Origin of the sequence: Streptomyces sp. NPDC005496, assembly GCF_042872045.1 — a bacterium.
GTDB lineage: Bacteria > Actinomycetota > Actinomycetes > Streptomycetales > Streptomycetaceae > Streptomyces.
On the sequence record NZ_JBIAJQ010000003.1, the window covers coordinates 265,279 to 283,557 of the forward strand.

An 18,279-nucleotide genomic window follows, 5' to 3' on the forward strand; every position below is an offset into this window, starting at 1 on the left:
GGTGTCACCGCCGCTCCTAGTGTGGCGAATAGTCAGCTTCGCCCCGCTTCTGGAGGAGCCACCATGACCCTGCGGTCCACGCTCACCCGCCTCGGCATAGCCGCCGCCGGCGGCGCCCTCGTCACCCTGGCCGCCACGACCTCGCCGGCCGTCGCGGACGACTGGGACGCCGACTCCGGCGCGAGCCAGCTCAGCGGCAGCCAGGAGTACAACGACACCCTGGGCTGGAACGAAGGCGGCCAGAACTGGAACAACAGCGGCCGCGACTGGAACCACGACGGCAACCACAGCGCCCGCCTCTACAAGGGCCGGGTCACCGCGCACGGCGGACTGGTGCTGCGTGACGCCCCGACGCGCGGCAGCGCGGTCATCCGGGTCGAGCCGTACGGCGCGATCGTCCACATCTTCTGCAAGACGCGCGGCGAGTGGGTCGGCGGGAACAACCTCTGGTACCTCCTGACGGACGGCACCTGGGCCTGGGGCTCGGCAAAGTACATCGACAACATCGGCGCGGCCCCCCGCTGGTGCTGAGCGTGCGTCCCGCGCCGCGACCCGAGGTCCACCACATTGGCCCGATTCTCGCGACATAACGGGACATCACGGCCCCCGCTTGCTACGTTCCGGACATGATCGAGGCCGGAACGACCGTGGCAGCGGATCCGCCCCCCTCCGCCGTACGGCTGCCCCGGCGCCGTGGCGTCGAGTTCTCCCTGATCGTGGTCGCCGTCCTGCTGTCGGTGTACGGCTACTGCGCCGTGGGTCTCGCGCAGCACGGCACCGTCCCGCCCGGCGCCGCCGGATACGGCGCCGGGCTCGGCGTGCTCGCGCTGCTGGCGCATGTCGCGGTGCGGCTGCGGGCGCCGTACGCCGATCCGGTGCTGCTGCCGATCGCGGTGCTGCTCAACGGGCTGGGCCTGGTGCTGATCTACCGGCTCGACCTGGAGACGCCGCGCGACCAGGCGGCCACCACGCAACTCGTCTGGTCCACGCTCGGTGTCGCGTTCTTCACCGTGGCCGTCGTGGTGCTGCGGGACCACCGGGTGCTCCAGCGCTACACCTACGTCTGCGTGGTCGCCGCGCTCGCCCTGCTCACCCTGCCGATCTTCTTCCCGTCGGTGAACGGGGCCCGGATCTGGATCAGGGTGGCCGGATTCTCCTTCCAGCCGGGCGAGTTCGCGAAGGTCCTGCTCGCGGTGTTCTTCGCCGGCTACCTGGCGGCGAACCGGCACGCGCTCGCGTACTCGGGCCGGCAGGTCTGGCGGTTCACCCGCCTCCAGCTGCCGACGGGGCGGGTGCTCGGCCCGATCGTCGCCATCTGGCTGCTGAGCGTCGGTGTCCTGGTCCTGGAGCGGGACCTCGGCACCTCGCTGCTCTTCTTCGGCCTCTTCGTGATCCTGCTGTACGTGGCCACGGGCCGCACCGGGTGGATCGCGGTGGGCCTGCTGCTCGCGGTGGTCGGCGCGGTCGCCGTCGGCCGGCTGGAGCCGCACGTGCACAGCAGGGTGGAGGACTGGCTGCACCCGTTCGCGTCGATCGACGCGGGCCAGGGTCCGAACCAACTCGCCCAGTCCCTCTTCGCGTTCGCGGCGGGCGGGGTGACGGGCACCGGTCTCGGGCTCGGCCACTCGATCCTCATCGGCTTCGCCGCCAAGTCGGACTTCATCCTGGCGACGGCGGGCGAGGAGCTGGGGCTGGTCGGGCTGTGCGGGATCTTCCTGCTGTACGCGCTGCTGGTGGAGCGCGGTTACCGTGCGGGACTCGCGCTGCGCGACCCCTTCGGGCGGCTGCTGGCGATCGGTCTGGCCTCGATCCTGGCGTTGCAGGTGTTCGTGATCGCGGGCGGGGTGACCGGGCTGATCCCGCTGACCGGGATGGCGATGCCGTTCCTCGCCCAGGGCGGCTCCTCGGTCGTCACCAACTGGATCATCGTGGCGCTGCTCATCCGGATCAGTGATTCGGCGCGCAGCCAGTACGACGGGACGGCGGCGCCGTGACGAGATACATCCGCAGAGCGGCGGCCCTGTGCGCCGTGCTGTTCGTCGCCCTGCTGGTGAACGCCGTGCGCGTGCAGCTCGTCCAGGCTCCGTCGTACGACGGCAACCCGGCCAACCGCCGTGCCACGATCGCGCGTTACGGACAGCCCCGCGGGGACATCGTGGTCGGCGGCAGTGCGGTCACCGGGTCCAAGGACACGGGTGAGCAGCTGCGGTACGAGCGGACCTACCGGGACGGGCCGCTGTACGCGCCGGTGACCGGGTACGCCTCGCAGATGTACGGGACCTCGTTGCTGGAGAACGCGGAGGACGGGGTGCTGTCGGGCGCCGATCCGATGCTGGCGCCGCTGCCGCTGTGGAACGACTTCACGCGCTCCCGCAGTCCCGGCGGCGCGGTGGTCACGACGATCCACGCGGCGGCGCAGCGGGCGGCGTTTGCGGGCCTGGGCGGGCGCCGGGGCGCGGTGGCCGCGATCGAGCCGTCCACCGGCCGGATCCTCGCGCTGGTCTCGGCGCCGTCGTACGACCCGGGGCGGCTGTCGGGCACGGGTGCGCGGGCGAGGCGGGCGTGGGCCCGGCTGAACGGCGACGAGGCGAAGCCGATGCTGAACCGGGCCATCCGCCAGACGTATCCGCCGGGTTCGACGTTCAAGGTGGTGACGGCGGCGGCGGCGCTGGACTCCGGCACGGTGACGGACGTGGACGCGCGGACGAAGTCCCCGGACCCGTACACGCTGCCGGGGACGACGACCCGGCTGACGAACGAGGTGAAGGGCTGCGAGGACGCCTCGCTGCGCTTTGCCTTCGAGTGGTCCTGCAACACGGTGTTCGCGAAGCTGGGCGTGGACGTGGGCCTGGAGGACATGACGCGGGCGGTGACGGGCTTCGGCTTCAACGACCGGGGGCTGCGGATCCCGTTCGCGGTGGCGCCGAGCAATTTCGACACGGAGCTGGACCGGGCGCAGCTGGCGCTGTCGTCCATCGGTCAGTTCGACACGCGGGCGACTCCGCTGCAGATGGCGATGATCTCGGCGGCGGTGGCGGGCGGTGGCTCGGTCAGGGCGCCGTATCTGGTGGAGCGGACGACGACCGAGGCGGGCACGACGGTGCGGACGAAGGGCACGAGGTCCGTGCGCCAGGCGATGCGGCCGTCGACGGCGGTGAAGCTGCGGCAGATGATGACGGACGTGGTGGAGAAGGGCACGGGTGCGAACGCCGCGATCCCGGGGGCCACGGTCGGCGGGAAGACGGGCACCGCCCAGCACGGCATCGGCAACTCCGGTACGCCGTACGCCTGGTTCGTGTCCTGGGCGCAGGCGGCCGACGAGATGCAGCCGGCGGTGGCGGTGGCGGTGGTCGTGGAGGACGCGGCGGCCCGGCGCGGTGACATCAGCGGGGGCGGGGACGCGGCGCCGATCGCGAGGGCCGTGATGAAGGCCGTGCTCGACTCGTGAGGGGGGCGGGTGCGGGGCGGGGCGGCGACTGGCACATGGGCCTCGTGCGCGGCGCGGCGGGTTCGGCGCCCAGTGCGTGAGACGGGTCTGGCAGGTGCCCCGGAGGCCGACCTAACGTTCGGTACATGACCGATTCAGCCGCGTACGAACCCTCGCACCCGACCCTCTACGAACTGCGCAGGTCAACATCGCCCGTCTCAAGGCACCTCTGGACTCACCCCAGTTGAAGGACTTCGTGGACGCCCTCGATCCGGTGAACGCCGCCGCGGACGAGGCTCCGGGGTTCGTCTGGCGGCTGCAGGACGACTCGGGCAACGCGACGGACGTCCCCGTCCTCGGCGACGACTGGCTCATCGTCAACCTGACGTCGTGGCGGGACACCGACGCCCTGACCGCGTTCATGTACCAGGGGCGGCACCGGGAGATGCTGGCCCGCCGCCGTGAGTGGTTCGAGCGGCTCCAGGAGGCGGTCACGGCCCTGTGGTGGGTCCCGGCGGGCCACCGTCCGACCGTGCAGGAGGCCGAGACGCGCCTCCTGCACCTGCGTGAACACGGGCCCACCGCCTACGCGTTCACCCTGCGGACGTCGTTCCCCGCGGGGCCGGCCGAGCCGGCCGGGCTGCCGGCCCCGTCGGTCGCCGCGTCCTCGTGACGCGGGTCAGCCGATCGGCTTCCTGATCTCGGAGCGCACCTTCAGCGTGGTCTCGGCGGCCGCCTCCAGGTCCACGTCGGAGGGGTCCTTCGTCATGGTCGCGGCGGTGATCTCGGCGACGGAGGCGCCGGTGTTGCCGTCCACCCAGCCGCACATGGGGATGGTCATCTTGGTGCCCAGCTGGTCCTTGGTGAGCACCTGGCAGGTGATGGTGGTGTCGGAGCCGGAGGGCTTGAAGTCCTTCGGCGGTACGGCGACCTCGGCGCCGTCGGAACCGGCGGCGCCCTCCATCATCTTGTCGCGGGCGGTCCCGGTGTTCTTGAACCGGCCGTACATGCCCGAGATGACGACGTTGCCCTTGGTGGCGTCGCCGCCGAGGCTGTACTGGCCGACCACGGCGGTGACGTCGCGTGCGTCCCAGGCGCCGTCCGCCTCGCCCTCGACCTTGGAGCCCTCGGAGTCCGAGAGGTCCTGGGCGAGTTCGTAGCGCTTGTCGAGCAGCGTCTTGGGCAGGGTGAGCTTGTACTCGGCCTCGGGGAAGCCGGCGTCGGTCTTCGAACCGATCACCGCGAGCGCCACGACGATCACGACGACGAGGGCGACGACTCCGCCGACGATGCCGAGGACGAGCCCGACCCGGCGCTTCTTCGGCGGCGGCCCAGCCGGGGGCGCGCCCCAGCCCTGGGGCTGCTGGTCGGGCGCGCCGTACGGGGCCTGGGGCGGCGCCCCGTAGGGCGCGGCCTGCTGTCCGTAGGGGCCGGGCGGCTGCTGCCCGTAGGACGGCGCGGGCGGCTGCTGGCCGTAGGGACCCTGGGGCTGCCGGCCGTAGGGGGCCGGGCCCTGGGGCTGCTGCCCGTAGGGGCCTTGGGGCTGCTGCCCGTACGGGTTCTGCGGATGCTGGGGCGGTGGAGGCGTGGACACGCCAGAACCGTACTCCAGACGGGTGACGTCAGGACTCGGCCGCCCCCGCTTCGATCGCCTCCCGCACCTCGGCCACCCGCTCCTGCTCCTCGGCCGCGAACCGTTCCGCGTCCAGTTTCTCCGCGATCTCCTCGTCCTGGGCCATGAGGAGGTCCAGGTTGGAGTTGCCCATGTCGAAGACGCCCATGTCCACGTAGGCCTGCTGGAGGCGCTTGCCCCACAGGCCGATGTCCTTGACGCAGGGGACGATGCGGCTGAACAGCAACTGGCGGAAGAGGTGCAGGAATTCGGACTGCTCGCTGTACTCCTCGGCCTGGGCCTTGGGGATGCCGAAGTTCTCCAGGACCTCGACGCCGCGCAGCCGGTCGCGCATCAGGTAGCAGCCCTCGATGACGAACTCCTCGCGCTCGCGCAGTTCGGCGTCGGTGAGCTGCCGGTAGTAGTCGCGCAGGGCCATGCGGCCGAAGGCCACGTGCCGGGCCTCGTCCTGCATGATGTAGGCGAGGATCTGCTTGGGCAGGGGCTTGTCGGTGGTGTCGCGGATCATGCCGAAGGCGGCGAGCGCGAGGCCCTCGATGAGGACCTGCATCCCGAGGTAGGGCATGTCCCAGCGCGAGTCGCTCAGGGTGTCGCCGAGGAGCGACTGGAGGTTGTCGTTGATCGGGTAGAGCATCCCGATCTTCTCGTGCAGGAAGCGGGAGTAGATCTCCGCGTGGCGGGCCTCGTCCATGGTCTGGGTCGCCGAGTAGAGCTTGGCGTCCAGGTCCGGGACGGACTCGACGATCCGGGCGGCGCAGACCATGGCGCCCTGCTCGCCGTGGAGGAACTGGCTGAACTGCCAGGAGGCGTAGTGCTTGCGCAGCTCGCCCCGGTCGCGGTCGGTCATCTTGTCCCAGTACCGCGTCCCGTGGAGGGTCAGCGCCTCGTCGGGGGTGCCGAGCGGATCGTGGGGGTCGACCTCCAGGTCCCAGTCGATCCGCTTCTGGCCGTCCCACTGCTTGTCCTTGCCCTTCTGGTAGAGGGCCAGCAGCCGGTCGCGCCCGTCGTCGTACTCCCAGCTGAAGCGTGCCGCTCCGCTGGCCTGCACCCCCCAGAGGGGGTCTCCCGCGTTCATGGCGTAGAGCTCATACGTCGGCATACCTGGCAGGCTCACACGGGGTGGACGCGGGGTCAACAAGTCGCGCACAGGGGATTGACGAGCTTGCTGACAAGCAGTCTCATAAGACGTGACCGCCGGTAACCCCGATGTGCCCGGCACCTGTTCATCCGGTACGACGAGGTGGGAACAGTCATGACGACAGTCACGGAAGCCGATGTGCTGCGCGACGCGCTCGGCCTGCTCAAGGACCGGGAGCAGGTGGCCGAGCGCCTGCTCGACTCTTCCGCCAAGCACTCCTTCGACCCGGACAAGGAGCTGGACTGGGACGCTCCGTTCGAGCCGGGCAAGTGGTTCTGGCCGCCGGAGCTGGTCTCCCTCTACGACACCCCGCTGTGGAAGCGGATGAGCGAGGAGCAGCGCATCGCGCTCTCGCAGCACGAGGCCGCGGCCCTCGCCTCGCTCGGCATCTGGTTCGAGATCATCCTGATGCAGCTGCTGGTGCGGCACATCTACGACAAGGCGGCGACGAGCGCCCACGTGCGGTACGCGCTCACCGAGATCGAGGACGAGTGCCGCCACTCCAAGATGTTCGCCCGCCTGATCAGCCGGGGCGGCACGCCGTACTACCCGGTCAGCCGGGTGCACCAGAACCTGGGCCGGCTCTTCAAGACCGTCTCGACCACGCCCGGCTCGTTCACCGCGACCCTGCTGGGCGAGGAGGTGCTCGACTGGATGCAGCGCCTGACGTTCCCGGACGAGCGCGTGCAGAGCCTCGTCCGCGGTGTCACGCGCATCCACGTGGTCGAGGAGGCCCGCCACGTCCGGTACGCCCGCGAGGAGCTGCGCCGCCAGATGATGACGGCCCCGCGCTGGTCCCAGGAGTTCACCCGGGTCACCTCGGGCGAGTTCGCCCGCGTGTTCTCGCAGGCCTTCATCAACCCCGAGGTCTACACGAACGTCGGCCTCGACCGGCGCGAGGCCGTCGCCCAGGTGCAGGCCAGCGGCCACCGCCGCGAGGTCATGCAGACCGGCTCCAAGCGGCTGACGGACTTCCTGGACGACATCGGAGTGCTGCGCGGGGTCGGGCGGCGCCTGTGGAAGTCCTCGGGACTGCTGGCCTGACGACCGGCCGGCGCTCCGCGGTGACGCGCGCACCGGACCCGACCGAAGGCCCGTACCGGACGGGTCCGGATCCGCGCCCGGTGACGGCGTGCCCGGGTGCGAACACGGTTACGCTGCCCGACATGACCTCGCAGGCTCCCACCCCCGCGTACCGCCGGCTGAGCGTCGAGGAGCGGCGCAGCCAGCTGCTCGACGCCGCGCTGTCCCTCTTCGCGCACCGCGCGCCCGAGGAGGTCTCGCTCGACGACGTGGCGGAGGCGGCGGGGGTGTCGCGGCCGCTCGTGTACCGCTACTTCCCCGGCGGGAAGCAGCAGTTGTACGAGGCGGCGCTGCGGTCCGCCGCCGAGGAGCTGGAGCAGTGCTTCGCGGAGCCGCCGGAGGGTCCGCTGACCCGCCGGCTGGGGCGGGCCCTCGACCGCTATCTCGCCTTCGTCGACCAGCACGACGCCGGGTTCAGCGCGCTGCTCCAGGGCGGCAGCGTCGTGGAGACCTCGCGTACGACGGCCATCGTGGACGGGGTGCGGCGGGCCGCCGCCGAGCACATCCTCACCCACCTGGAGATCGCGGACCCGGGGCCCCGGCTGCGGATGACCGTCCGGATGTGGATCACCTCGGTCGAGGCCGCCTCGCTGATCTGGCTCGACGAGGACAAGGAGCCGCCGCTGGACGAACTGCGCGACTGGCTCGTCGAGCAGTTCGTGGCGGTGCTCGCGGCGACGGCGGGCCGGGACGCGCAGGCCGCCGCCGTGGTGCGCACCGCGCTGGCCCTGGAACCGGCGGACGGCCCGGTGGGCGCGCTGGTCCGGCGCGTGCTGCCCGTGGTCGGCGACGCGGCGCACCTGCTGTGACACTGGTGGCGTGAAGAGCGAAGACACCCCCTTCGAGGGCGGCCCCCTGGACGGCCGTGTCCTGCCCGTCCTGCTCGGTATGACCGGGCACCCGCCGAAGGTGTACCGGGTCCCGGTGCCGGACGCCGCGGGCGGCCCGCCGACCGTCCTCGTCTACCGGCGCGTCCAGCGCGCGCACGGCGGCCGGTTCGGCCTGCACCCGGGGTGGAAGTACACGTACGACCCGACGGGCCGGACGGGCGGCGGACCGAGGTGGCCCTGGTCCAAGCCGGACGCCGGCGGACCGCCCGGCACCCCGGGGGGCCCGGAGCACGGTGCCACGCCGGGCGGCAAGCCGGACGACGCCGACGAGTGACGCCGTTGGGCCGAACCGCCCACCTTCCGCGCGCGGACCGCGCGCGGTCATCTGATCCTCACGGTGCGGGACGGAGACGCCGCCCCCCTGTGGAGGTGATGACATGTCAGGAAGGCTTCTGCGCCTGGTCTGTACGGCGGCGGTGACGGCCGGCGCGCTGCTCGCCCCCTCCCCCGCCCTGGCCGCCCCCGGACCCGGCACGGACTCCGGCACCGCCGCCTCCGTGCCCGAAGGCCGTTCCCTGGGGGTCCTGCTGACGGATCTTCAGAAACTGTACCGGCAGGCCGAGCAGGCCACCGAGGCGTACAACGCGACCGAGGAGGAGCTGCGGGAGAAGCGGGCCGAGGCGGAGCGGCTGGAGAAGGAACTGGCCGCGGCACGGCTCTCGCTGCACGACAGCCGGGGCGCCGCCGGCCGGCTCGCCCGCCAGCAGTACCAGAACAGCAGCGAGATCTCCCCCTACGTCCGCCTGCTGCTCGCCCGCGACCCGCGGCACGCGCTCGACGAGGGACACGTGATCGGGCAGTTGGCGCGGGAGCGGGCCGAGACCGTCGACCGGCTCACCGGCCACGAGAAGCGCACGGACGGTCTGGCGCGGGACGCGCGCAAGGCCCTGGACGCCCAGCTCACCCTCACCGAGCGGCGGAAGAAGGACCGCGACGAGGTCAGGGGGAAGCTGGCCGAGGTCGAGGAGCTGCTCGCCTCGCTCAGCGCCGACCAGCTGGCGAAGCTCGCCGAGCTGGAGAAGTCGGGGGCGGTCCGGGCGCAGCGGACGTTCATGGCGTCGGGCGCGCTGAGCAGCCGGCGTACGCCGTCGCGGGAGGGCGGCAGGGCGCTGGGCTACGCCGTGCGGCAGCTCGGGAAACCCTATGAGTGGGGTGCCGAGGGCCCGGAGTCGTACGACTGCTCGGGGCTGACCTCGCGGGCGTGGGAGCACGCCGGGCGGTCGATCCCGCGCACCAGCCAGGAGCAGTGGGCCGAGCTGGAACACGTTCCGCTGGGCGAGCTGCGGCCCGGAGACCTGGTGATCTACTTTCCCGAGGCCACGCACGTAGCCCTCTACCTCGGCGACGGCATGGTGGTGCAGGCGCCGCGTCCCGGCGCGCGGATCAAGGTGTCGCCGATCGCGGCGAACCCGGTGCTGGGGGCGGTGCGGCCCGACCCCGGCGGGGAGCCCCTGCGGCGGTTCACGCCGCCGAAGCTCCCCCGGGACGCCACGGACGGGTCCGACGAGGGCTACTCCTTCGCCGCGCCCGCGACCGAGGCGAGGTAGGCCTCGGTCTTCTCCGGCTCGAAGAAGAAGTTCTCGAAGTCCGCCGGGTCGTTGAAGCCGTTGGCGAAGCGGTCCGCGACCGGCTGGAGCTGACCGGCGGCACCGATCAGGTTCAGGACGTGCTCAGGGGGGACGCCGAGCATCGCGTTGGTCCACTTGGTGACGTGCCGGGCGGTGTCCCAGTAGCGGTCGAAGGTGGCCTGCATCCAGGTCTCGTCGAAGGGCTTGTCGCCCTGCTCCAGGATCGAGGCGAGGTAGGCGGCGGCGCACTTGGACGCCGAGTTGGAGCCCTGGCCGGTGATCGGGTCGTTGGCGACGACGACGTCGGCGACGCCCAGGACCAGTCCGCCGCCGGGCAGCCGTCCGATGGGGTTGCGGACGGTGGGGGCGTAGCGGCCGGAGAGGGTGCCGTTCGCGTCGGTCAGCTCGACCTTGGTGGCGCGCGCGTACTCCCAGGGCGTGAACTTCTCCATGAGTTCCAGGGTCAGGGAGAGGTGTTCGGCCGGGTCCTTGACGCCGTTGAAGACGTCGAGGGGGCCGCCGGGTATGCCCTCCCAGAAGAGGATGTCGGCGCGGCCCGAGGTGGTGAAGGTCGGCATGACGAAGAGCTCACCGACGCCGGGGACGAGGTTGCAGCGGACCGCGTCGTAGTCGGGGTGCTCGGGGCGCGGGCCCAGTCCGTGGACGTAGGCGACGGCGAGGGCACGCTGCGGCTCGGTGTAGGGCGAACGCGCCGCGTCGCGGCCGAACATGGAGACCAGCTCGCCCTTGCCGGCGGAGACCAGCACGAGGTCGTAGGTGCGGGAGAAGTAGTCGAGGTCGGAGACCGCGGCGCCGTGTATGACGAGCTGGCCGCCGCGCTGGGCGAAGGTCTCCATCCAGCCGGCCATCTTCACGCGCTGGTCGACGGACTGGGCGTAGCCGTCCAGCCTGCCCACCCAGTCGATGGCCCGCTGCGTGGGGCCGGGGTCGTGCGAGCCGGGCGCGGCGACGGAGACGCCGAGTCCCTCGATCTTCGGGGCCTGGGACTCCCAGAAGTTCAGCTGGAGGTCGCGCTCGTGCTGGAGTGCCGTGTCGAACATGCACTGTGTCGACATGACCCGGCCGGACCGGATCTCGTCCGCCGTCCGGTTGGACATCAGGGTGACCTCGTACCCGTGCGACTGGAGGCCGAGGGCGAGCTGGAGTCCGGACTGACCGGCTCCGACGACGAGTATCTTCCGCATGCGGGTCCTTAACTGTGCAGATGCGTACTTCTTATTCGGGTGTGACGTCGAGAGCGTGGCCGACCAGGGCCAGCAGGGTCTCCACGACCGAGATCCGGCGCCGCGCGTCCATGATCATGACAGGTATGTGTGCGGGCACGGTGAGGGCCTCGCGCACGTCCTCCGGGTCGAAGCGCTCGCTGCCGTCGAAGTGGTTGACCGCGACGACGTACGGCAGTCCGCAGCTCTCGAAGTAGTCGAGGGCGGGGAAGCAGTCCGTCAGGCGGCGGGTGTCGGCGAGGACCACCGCGCCGATCGCCCCGCGCACCAGGTCGTCCCACATGAACCAGAAGCGCTGCTGTCCGGGCGTGCCGAAGAGGTAGAGCACCAGGTCGTCGTCGAGCGTGATGCGCCCGAAGTCCATGGCGACGGTGGTGGTCAGCTTCTCGGGCGTCGCGCTGAGGTCGTCGGTGTCCTCGCTGGCCTCGGTCATCAGCGCCTCCGTCTGGAGGGGCGTGATCTCGGAGACCGTGGTGACCAGCGTGGTCTTGCCGACGCCGAAGCCGCCCGCCACCACGATCTTCGTGGCGATCGGGGCGCGCGTCCGGTCGGTCTGCCAGGCCCGCAGCTCCTCCTCGGGCTCGACGAGGCGGGAGACGTCGCTCTCGACGTCCGTGGAGACACCTGTGGTGGCGTCAGAGACGGCGGAGTCCACTCAGCACCCTTTCCAGCAGAGCGCGGTCCGGCTGTCCCGGGCCGTGACCGGTTCCGTACACACGGATCTTTCCCTGGTCCGCCAGGTCGCTCAGCAGCACGCGGACCACGCCGAGCGGCATCTTCAGCAGCGCGGCGATCTCGGCCACCGTGCGCATCCGGCGGCAGAGTTCGACGATGGCCCGCATCTCGGGCATGACCCGGGTGGCGAGCGAACCGTTCGTCAGTTCCCGGCGCTCCTCGGGGGCGTCCAGGGCCGCGACGAACGTCTCGACGAGCAGCACGTGCCCGAAGCGGGTACGGCCGCCGGTGAGCGAGTAGGGGCGCACGCGGGCGGGTTTGCGGTCGCCGCCGCGGACCGGCAGCCGGCTGGGGGTGCTCATCGGGCGCTCCCCACCGACTCGGTCTCCAGCGATCTGCGCAGTTCGCTGCGGAGTTCGGGGGTCAGCACGTGTCCGGCGCGGCCGACGAAGAGCGCCATGTGGTACGCCACGACGCTCATGTCGCAGTCCGGGGAGCCGTGCACGCCGAGCAGGGAGCCGTCGCTGATCGACATGACGAAGAGGCTGCCCTCGTCCATGGCGACCATCGTCTGCTTGACCCCGCCGCCGTCCATCAGCTTGGCGGCGCCGATGGTCAGGCTGCCGACGCCGGAGACGATGGTGGCGAGGTCGGCGGCGGACCCCTTGGGCCCGGCGTTCTTCTGCTCGGCCGCCGTGCGTGCCTCCGCGTTCCTCCCGGGGTCGGAGGAGAGCAGCAGCAGGCCGTCGGAGGAGACGACCGCGACCGACAGCAGTCCCGGCACCTCCTCGACGAGGTTCGTCAGCAGCCAGTGCAGGTTGCGGGCCTCACTGCTCAGTCCGAAGGTACTGGGCGCGGTCAACTGCTTGCCTCCTCGACTGTGCCCCCGGTGGCTGGTACGTCCTGTGCCGTGGGTACGGCGTCCGCCTCGGGCGCCCTGGTCTGCGACGTCTCCTCGGCGATCTCCGCCTCGACGTCGCGGCGGCCTTCCTGCGCGCCGCGGTGGAAGCCGCCGAGCCTGCGACGCAGGGCCTCGGCGTCGACACCTCCGGTGCGCTGCCGGGGAGCCCGCGCGGGTGCCGAGATCTTCGGCGTTCGCTTGGGCAGCCCCTTGGCGGTGACCCGCTGCGGTTCGTCCTCGGCGCGTTCGTGTGCGTCGGGGCCGATGGCGTAGGGGTCGGTGGTGGTCTGGGCGGGGAGGTCGACGTCCGTGGGGGGCTCGGAGTCGGCCTCGGTCGTGGTCTCGTGCTCCGCCGCGGGGGCGGGGGCGGGGCGCTCGTCCGCCGGGGGTTCCGGGGCCAGCAGCTCCATGGTCGTCTCGGCGGGCCGTTCGGCCCCGGGGACGTCCGGGTCCTCGTGCGCGGTGGCGTCGGACTCGGACGCCGAGTGGTTGCGTACCGCTTCCTCGGCCGCCGCTATGAGCGGGTCGCCGGGTGCCTCGGCCGGGTCCTCGGGTGCGGCCGGCGCGGACGGCGACGGGACCGACCGGCCGCGCAGCACGTTGGAGTTGGCCTCGGCGTCGACTCCCGGCAGGGACAGCGCGGGGGCGCCTCCGGGGACGGGTGCGGACGCGGGCGCCGCGACGGCGGGCGCGGCGGCCAGCAGGGCGCGGGGCAGTACGACGACGGCGGCGACCCCGCCCTGCTTCTGCTCGCGCAGCTGTACGCGGACGCCGTGGCGGTGCGCGAGGCGGGCGACCACGTACAGGCCGAGCCCGAGTCCCTCGCCGCTCTCCTCGTCGTAGGCGTCGTCCGGGTCGAAGTCGGCGAGCCGGGCGTTGAGTTGGCTCATCCGCTCGGTGGTCATGCCGATGCCCTCGTCCTGCACGGAGAGCATCACCTCGCCGCTCTCCAGGAGCCATCCGGAGACCTCGACGGCCATGTCGGGCGGGGAGGACGAGGTGGCGTTCTCCAGCAGTTCGGCGAGCAGGTGGCTGATGTCGTCGGCGGCGAAGCCGGCGAGGTGCGCGTGCGGCGGCAGCGCGGCGATCCGGACGCGCTCGTACCGCTCGATCTCGCTGACGGCGGCCCGTACGACGTCGACCAGCGGGACCGGGCCGGCGTGCTGCTGGATGTGCTCGGCGCCGGCGAGGACCAGCAGGTTCTCGCTGTGCCGCCGCATGACGGTGGCGAAGTGGTCGAGCTTGAAGAGGGTGGACAGGCGCTCGGGGTCCTGCTCGCGCTCCTCCAGGTTCTCGATGACGGCGAGCTGCCGCTCCACGAGGCCGAGGGTGCGCAGCGCCAGGTTGACGAAGGTGCCGTGGATGCTGTGCCGCACCTGCTCCAGGTGGGCGGTGGCCGCGGCGAGTTCGGTGCGCAGCCGGTCGCGTTCGTCGGCCATCGTCTGGCGCTGGCCGATGAGGTGCTTGCGGTCGGCCTCCAGGGTGGCCTGCCGCTCGTGCAGCGCGGCGGCGTGCGCCCGCAGTGCGTTGACGGACCGTACGACCTGGGCGAACTCGTCGTTGCGGCCGGTGAACTTGACCGGTTCCTCGGTGGCCGGGTCGGCGGCGACCCGGGCGGAGCCGATCCGCAGGACGGCCAGCGGGCGGGTCAGGGTGCGGGCCATCGCGGTGGCGACGCCTACGGCGACCAGCAGCAGCGCCCCGAGGAGGGCGACCCGCAGTTCGAGTCCGGTGACGTCGTCGTCGCGCAGCCGCGCGAGGTCCTTGGTGCGGCGGTCGTTGAGGGAGGCCTCGACGCCGCGCATCAGCTCGACGCGGGCGGACAGCGACGCGTCGAGCTTCTTGACGGCCGTGCCGAGTTCGCCGTCGGAGAGGGTCGGCTGGTCGGTGAGGCCGGCGAGGTACTTGTCGGCCGCGGTGACGTCCGGTCCGTTGACCGTCGCGTCGTACGAGGCACGCGCGGACTTGGGCGCGGTCTCGCGGAAGTCGGCGAGGGCGGCGTCGGAGCGCAGGCGGGCCTGCTGGGCAGCGGCGGTGAGCGCGTCCCGCTGCTTGGTGTCGGCGTCCGACGAGCTCTCGGTGGTGGTCGGCAGTCCGGTCACCGGGTCGATGGAGGTCCGCTCGGAGCGCGGGACGTTGAGTGCGGCGAGGAGCAGTCCGCGGGCGGCGGCGGCCTGCTGGACGGCGGTGTCGAGTTCGGCGAGGGAGTACGCGCCGGAGCCCGCGCGGGGCGGCATCAGCTCGGCCAGTTCCCCGGCCAGGGCGTGCAGTTCGGTGATGGCCTCGGAGTACGCCTGGTGGGCTTCGAGGGCGGTGCTCTTGCCGGTGAGCGCGGCTCTGCGCACGGTGGCGACCGCGTCGAGGTCCTCGCGCAGCGCGGCGGGGGCGTCGGTGTCGGCGCGCAGCTCCTCGACCTGCCGGTCCACCCGGGCGCTGCGCTGCTCGGAGGGCGCCTTGGTCTTGGGCCGGCCGGCGGCGATGTACGAGGTGACCTCGTCCCGCTCGTCGGCCAGCGAGTGCGCGAGGGTGAGCGCCTCCTGCGTCTGGCGGGCGAGCGTCACCAGGTCCTGGGAGTCGCTCAGCCGGCCGGAGGCGGCGAGGACGGTCGGAGCTCCGGCTCCCGCGATGGCCGCCGCGACGACGGCCACGGCGACGATGAGCCGGTTGCGTACGTGGGCGGGACGGCCCCTGCCCGCGGAGTCGGCGGCGGCGTCGCCGGTCGCACCCTCCTTGGAGGCCGTCTGCTTGCCTGTGCGCCGAGGCCGCATTTTCTGCACCGGTGCTCGCATTCCTGACTCGTGTACCCATGGGCCCGGGTGACGTTCCGTCAACTGGGGCGTCCGCCGCCCGGTACGGCTCCCGACCCTCCCAGTGCCGGTGGGCAGTGGTCCCGCATCGTCCGAGCCGCCACCCGAAGGAGTGAACATCGGCGAGGAGTTGGCGGGCAAGTTCCCGTGGCGCGTGCCAGGGCCTCGCGCGGCGGGCCGGTTGGACGTCGGCGGCGGGCTTTGGCAGTATTCGCCGCCGCGCTTCGCCGGAGTCGATCATTACGTGGCAAACCCGGCGCCGGGCCGCCGTCGAGCGCCCGTCCGGTGGCGTCGGCGCCCTCGCCCCGCCCGTGTGAAGGGCTCGTGCAGACTGGCTGGATGCGCACCGAACTCGTCACGCGGCCGGGTGACCCGGGCCGCCCCAATGAGGACTTCGTCGCGGTCGGACTTCCGGCCTCAGGACAGGGCGGTGCCCTGGTCGTGCTCGACGGGGTGACGCCTCCGGCGGGCGACGCCGGGTGTCGGCATTCGGTCCCCTGGTTCACCGCGCGGCTGGGCGGGGCACTGACCGAACTATCCGTTTCGCAACCGGATGTGACGCTGTCCGAGGTGCTGGCGGAGGCGATCCGCCGGACGGCCGCGGCCCACGCCGACACGTGTGACCTTTCTCACCCGCGCACGCCCCAGGCAACCGTCGTCCTCGCACGCTGGTCCGCTCACACGGTCGATTACCTGGTGCTCTCGGACTCGGCGCTGCTGCTCCAGGCGCCGACCGGCGAGGTGACCGCGGTGCTGGACGACCGCCTGTCGCGCATCCCGATGGCGTCCCTGGCGACGGACGCCGTGGCGGACGCGATGGTGCGCAACAAGGAGGGCGGGTTCTTCACCGCGGCGGCGGACTTCGCGGTGGCCCGGCGCGCGGTGACGGGCTCGGTGCCGCGTGCGGACGTGCGTGCCCTGGCCGCGCTGACCGACGGCGCGGCCCGCTGGACGGAGAGGTTCCACCAGGGCGACTGGGCCGACCTGTTCACCCTCGTCCGCAAGGAGGGCGCCGAGTCCCTCGTCGAGCGGACGCGGGCGCTGGAGACGGCGGACGCGGTGCGGCGGACCCACCTGCGCCGGAGCAAGACGCACGACGACGCGACGGTGGCGTACGTGGAGCTGTAGGACGCGGCGACCGGGGGGTGTTGAGCCTCGGGACCCTCCGGCTCGGTCGCAGGGATCCGACGGCCGGTGGGAGGAACCCGCGGGACCCGCCGGCCGGTCGCAGAGGGCCGCGGGGCGGGCCGGCCGGGCTGCCGGGGCGCCTACTCCCCCTCCACCCGCCGGTTCAACTGGTTCAGCAGCCGGGCCAGTTCGGCGACCTCGCGGGGGTCCCAGCCCGCGAGCTGGCGGACGTAGCGGGCCCGTCGCGCCTCGCGTACCGCCCGGAAGCGCACCCGGCCCTCCTCGGTGAGGTGGACGAGCCAGGCGCGGCCGTCCGCCGGGTCGGGCTCCCGGGCGACCAGGCCGAGTTCCTCCAGGGCGCGCAGCTGGCGCGACATGGTGGCCTTCCCGACCCCGATGTACGCGGCGAGTTCGGTGGCCCTCTGCCGGCCGCACTCCTCCAGCCGGACGAGGAGTCCGTACGCGGAGGACTCCAGATCGGGGTGGACCTCGCGGGCCATCTCCCCGGAGGAGGCGCGGGCGCGCCGCAGAAAGACGGTCAACTCCCTTTCCAGCGCCGGGAATTCCTGGTCCACACCATTCCCCGACGCCGTGGACTCGACGCGAGGCCCGTCCTCGTTCCCGTGCTCGTGCACGTCAGCACCCCTGACCCGGTTTCCCGATCCTGAAAGTTTCCGCCAAAAGTGGCCGTTGCCGCAGCTCCGCCAGTATTTCGCAGGAGTAGACCAACGGCAGCCTCCGGACCCTCTTCCCACCCGGACTTCTACGTGCGTAGCTTCTTCAGCAGGCAACTACTGGCATGCCCACGCCATCGACCGGTCACGACGACCCGTTTCTCTCCCCCGAGAGCGCGCGCGGCTGCCCGTGGTTCTCCCCCGCTTTCCCCCCACCGAGCGTCACCGCGCACCACCGAACCCCTCGGAGGCACGCCATGCCCGTGCTCAGACGCGAGAACACCCGCCCGCCGCGCTCCCCCCGGCGCCTGCCCACGGCCGGGATCCTGCTCGCCGCCCTCTCCCTCCTGCTGACCCTTCCGGCGTCCCTCGCCCAAGCCGCCGACACGCCCGCCCGAGGCTCCGCCCACATGGGCATGGGCGTCCTCGCACACGACGGCCGGGACGGGACGCCGTCCACCGGTGACGCCACGCAGACGGAGGGCGTCGACGTCAGCAGCCACCAGGGCAACGTCGCCTGGTCGACCCTGTGGAACAGCGGGGTCAGGTGGGCCTACGTGAAGGCGACGGAGGGGACGTACTACACGAGCCCCTACTTCGCCCAGCAGTACAACGGCTCCTACAACGTCGGCATGGTGCGCGGGTCGTACCACTTCGCGACCCCCGACACGACCGGCGGCGCCACCCAGGCGAACTACTTCGTGGACCACGGCGGCGGCTGGTCCCGGGACGGCCGGACGCTGCCGGGCGCCCTCGACATCGAGTGGAACCCGTACGGCGCGGCCTGCTACGGCAAGACCCAGAGCGCGATGGTCACCTGGATCCGGGACTTCCTGAACCAGTACAAGGCACGCACCGGCCGCGACGCCGTCATCTACACGGCCACCACCTGGTGGACCCAGTGCACCGGCAACTACGGCGGTTTCGCCGCGGCCAACCCGCTGTGGATCGCCCGCTACGCCGCCGACCCGGGCACGTTGCCGGCCGGCTGGGGCTTCTACACGATGTGGCAGTACACGTCCTCGGGCCCGACGGTCGGCGACCACGACAAGTTCAACGGCGCCCTCGACCGCGTGGTCGCCCTCGCCAACGGCTGAGCCCCGCCGCCCGG

The 18,279-nt window shown here is 72.1% G+C and carries 18 protein-coding genes; 10 read left to right on the forward strand and 8 right to left on the reverse strand.

The features are described 5' to 3' along the window. Nucleotides 1-63 precede the first annotated feature (63 nt). The 4 genes from ACFYQQ_RS09850 (at nucleotide 64) to ACFYQQ_RS09865 (ending at nucleotide 4,100) form a co-directional block, all read left to right on the forward strand. A complete protein-coding gene (locus tag ACFYQQ_RS09850) occupies nucleotides 64-531 on the forward strand; it encodes an SH3 domain-containing protein (RefSeq protein ID WP_355786164.1) in 468 nt (155 codons plus the stop codon). Between the two features lie 95 nt (nucleotides 532-626). After that, nucleotides 627-1,994: an FtsW/RodA/SpoVE family cell cycle protein gene (locus ACFYQQ_RS09855; protein ID WP_355786167.1), complete on the forward strand. Its 1,368-nt coding sequence runs from the start codon at nucleotides 627-629 to the stop codon at nucleotides 1,992-1,994. After that, nucleotides 1,991-3,448 (forward strand): penicillin-binding transpeptidase domain-containing protein, encoded by a 1,458-nt coding sequence (locus ACFYQQ_RS09860; protein ID WP_355786170.1) that lies wholly within the window; start codon nucleotides 1,991-1,993, stop codon nucleotides 3,446-3,448. The genes ACFYQQ_RS09855 and ACFYQQ_RS09860 overlap by 4 nt, the downstream gene beginning before the upstream one ends. A gap of 187 nt (nucleotides 3,449-3,635) precedes the next feature. Continuing rightward, complete coding sequence (locus ACFYQQ_RS09865) at nucleotides 3,636-4,100, forward strand: DUF3291 domain-containing protein (protein WP_388904390.1); 465 nt, start codon at nucleotides 3,636-3,638, stop codon at nucleotides 4,098-4,100. Nucleotides 4,101-4,106: 6 nt separating this feature from the next. On the opposite strand, the gene ACFYQQ_RS09870 is transcribed toward ACFYQQ_RS09865, so the two are convergent. Beyond that, nucleotides 4,107-5,021 carry a hypothetical protein gene (locus tag ACFYQQ_RS09870; RefSeq protein WP_388904142.1) on the reverse strand — a complete coding sequence of 305 codons (915 nt, stop codon included), beginning with the start codon at nucleotides 5,019-5,021 and terminating at the stop codon, nucleotides 4,107-4,109. 28 nt (nucleotides 5,022-5,049) lie between these two features. After that, nucleotides 5,050-6,159 (reverse strand): ferritin-like domain-containing protein, encoded by a 1,110-nt coding sequence (locus tag ACFYQQ_RS09875; RefSeq protein ID WP_355793966.1) that lies wholly within the window; start codon nucleotides 6,157-6,159, stop codon nucleotides 5,050-5,052. A 153-nt stretch (nucleotides 6,160-6,312) separates the two neighbouring features. On the opposite strand from ACFYQQ_RS09875, the gene ACFYQQ_RS09880 reads away from it, so the two are divergent. From ACFYQQ_RS09880 to ACFYQQ_RS09895, 4 genes are all read left to right on the forward strand, one after another. Next, on the forward strand, nucleotides 6,313-7,242 hold the full coding sequence (locus tag ACFYQQ_RS09880; protein WP_355793965.1) for a diiron oxygenase: 930 nt from the start codon (nucleotides 6,313-6,315) through the stop codon (nucleotides 7,240-7,242). A gap of 122 nt (nucleotides 7,243-7,364) precedes the next feature. Continuing rightward, the gene (locus ACFYQQ_RS09885; protein WP_388904144.1) at nucleotides 7,365-8,090 is read left to right on the forward strand and encodes a TetR/AcrR family transcriptional regulator; all 726 of its coding nucleotides are present in this window, start codon (nucleotides 7,365-7,367) and stop codon (nucleotides 8,088-8,090) included. A 10-nt stretch (nucleotides 8,091-8,100) separates the two neighbouring features. Further along, nucleotides 8,101-8,445 carry a hypothetical protein gene (locus ACFYQQ_RS09890; protein ID WP_356168647.1) on the forward strand — a complete coding sequence of 115 codons (345 nt, stop codon included), beginning with the start codon at nucleotides 8,101-8,103 and terminating at the stop codon, nucleotides 8,443-8,445. Between the two features lie 103 nt (nucleotides 8,446-8,548). Then, nucleotides 8,549-9,718 carry an NlpC/P60 family protein gene (locus ACFYQQ_RS09895; RefSeq protein ID WP_355785494.1) on the forward strand — a complete coding sequence of 390 codons (1,170 nt, stop codon included), beginning with the start codon at nucleotides 8,549-8,551 and terminating at the stop codon, nucleotides 9,716-9,718. Here ACFYQQ_RS09895 and ACFYQQ_RS09900 read toward each other — a convergent pair. The 5 genes from ACFYQQ_RS09900 to ACFYQQ_RS09920 are packed head-to-tail and all read right to left on the reverse strand — an operon-like array spanning nucleotide 9,682 to nucleotide 15,336. Next, on the reverse strand, nucleotides 9,682-10,944 hold the full coding sequence (locus tag ACFYQQ_RS09900) for a styrene monooxygenase/indole monooxygenase family protein (protein WP_355785491.1): 1,263 nt from the start codon (nucleotides 10,942-10,944) through the stop codon (nucleotides 9,682-9,684). The two genes, ACFYQQ_RS09895 and ACFYQQ_RS09900, sit on opposite strands and share 37 nt — an antisense overlap. Nucleotides 10,945-10,975: 31 nt before the next feature. After that, complete coding sequence (locus tag ACFYQQ_RS09905) at nucleotides 10,976-11,638, reverse strand: ATP/GTP-binding protein (protein WP_356168641.1); 663 nt, start codon at nucleotides 11,636-11,638, stop codon at nucleotides 10,976-10,978. Further along, nucleotides 11,619-12,020 carry a DUF742 domain-containing protein gene (locus ACFYQQ_RS09910; RefSeq protein WP_356168638.1) on the reverse strand — a complete coding sequence of 134 codons (402 nt, stop codon included), beginning with the start codon at nucleotides 12,018-12,020 and terminating at the stop codon, nucleotides 11,619-11,621. The genes ACFYQQ_RS09905 and ACFYQQ_RS09910 overlap by 20 nt, the downstream gene beginning before the upstream one ends. Beyond that, the gene (locus ACFYQQ_RS09915) at nucleotides 12,017-12,520 is read right to left on the reverse strand and encodes a roadblock/LC7 domain-containing protein (protein ID WP_356168635.1); all 504 of its coding nucleotides are present in this window, start codon (nucleotides 12,518-12,520) and stop codon (nucleotides 12,017-12,019) included. Before ACFYQQ_RS09915 ends, ACFYQQ_RS09910 begins: the two co-directional genes overlap by 4 nt. Further along, nucleotides 12,517-15,336 (reverse strand): nitrate- and nitrite sensing domain-containing protein, encoded by a 2,820-nt coding sequence (locus tag ACFYQQ_RS09920; RefSeq protein ID WP_356238273.1) that lies wholly within the window; start codon nucleotides 15,334-15,336, stop codon nucleotides 12,517-12,519. Before ACFYQQ_RS09920 ends, ACFYQQ_RS09915 begins: the two co-directional genes overlap by 4 nt. Before the next feature lie 369 nt (nucleotides 15,337-15,705). On the opposite strand from ACFYQQ_RS09920, the gene ACFYQQ_RS09925 reads away from it, so the two are divergent. Further along, the gene (locus ACFYQQ_RS09925; RefSeq protein ID WP_355787058.1) at nucleotides 15,706-16,494 is read left to right on the forward strand and encodes a protein phosphatase 2C domain-containing protein; all 789 of its coding nucleotides are present in this window, start codon (nucleotides 15,706-15,708) and stop codon (nucleotides 16,492-16,494) included. Nucleotides 16,495-16,634: 140 nt separating this feature from the next. Here the strand turns inward: ACFYQQ_RS09925 and ACFYQQ_RS09930 are convergent, their stop codons facing one another. Next, on the reverse strand, nucleotides 16,635-17,129 hold the full coding sequence (locus ACFYQQ_RS09930; RefSeq protein ID WP_355787061.1) for a MarR family transcriptional regulator: 495 nt from the start codon (nucleotides 17,127-17,129) through the stop codon (nucleotides 16,635-16,637). A gap of 296 nt (nucleotides 17,130-17,425) precedes the next feature. Here ACFYQQ_RS09930 and ACFYQQ_RS09935 point away from each other — a divergent pair, with 296 nt between their 5' ends. Beyond that, on the forward strand, nucleotides 17,426-18,265 hold the full coding sequence (locus ACFYQQ_RS09935) for a lysozyme (RefSeq protein ID WP_356168625.1): 840 nt from the start codon (nucleotides 17,426-17,428) through the stop codon (nucleotides 18,263-18,265). Nucleotides 18,266-18,279 lie beyond the last annotated feature (14 nt).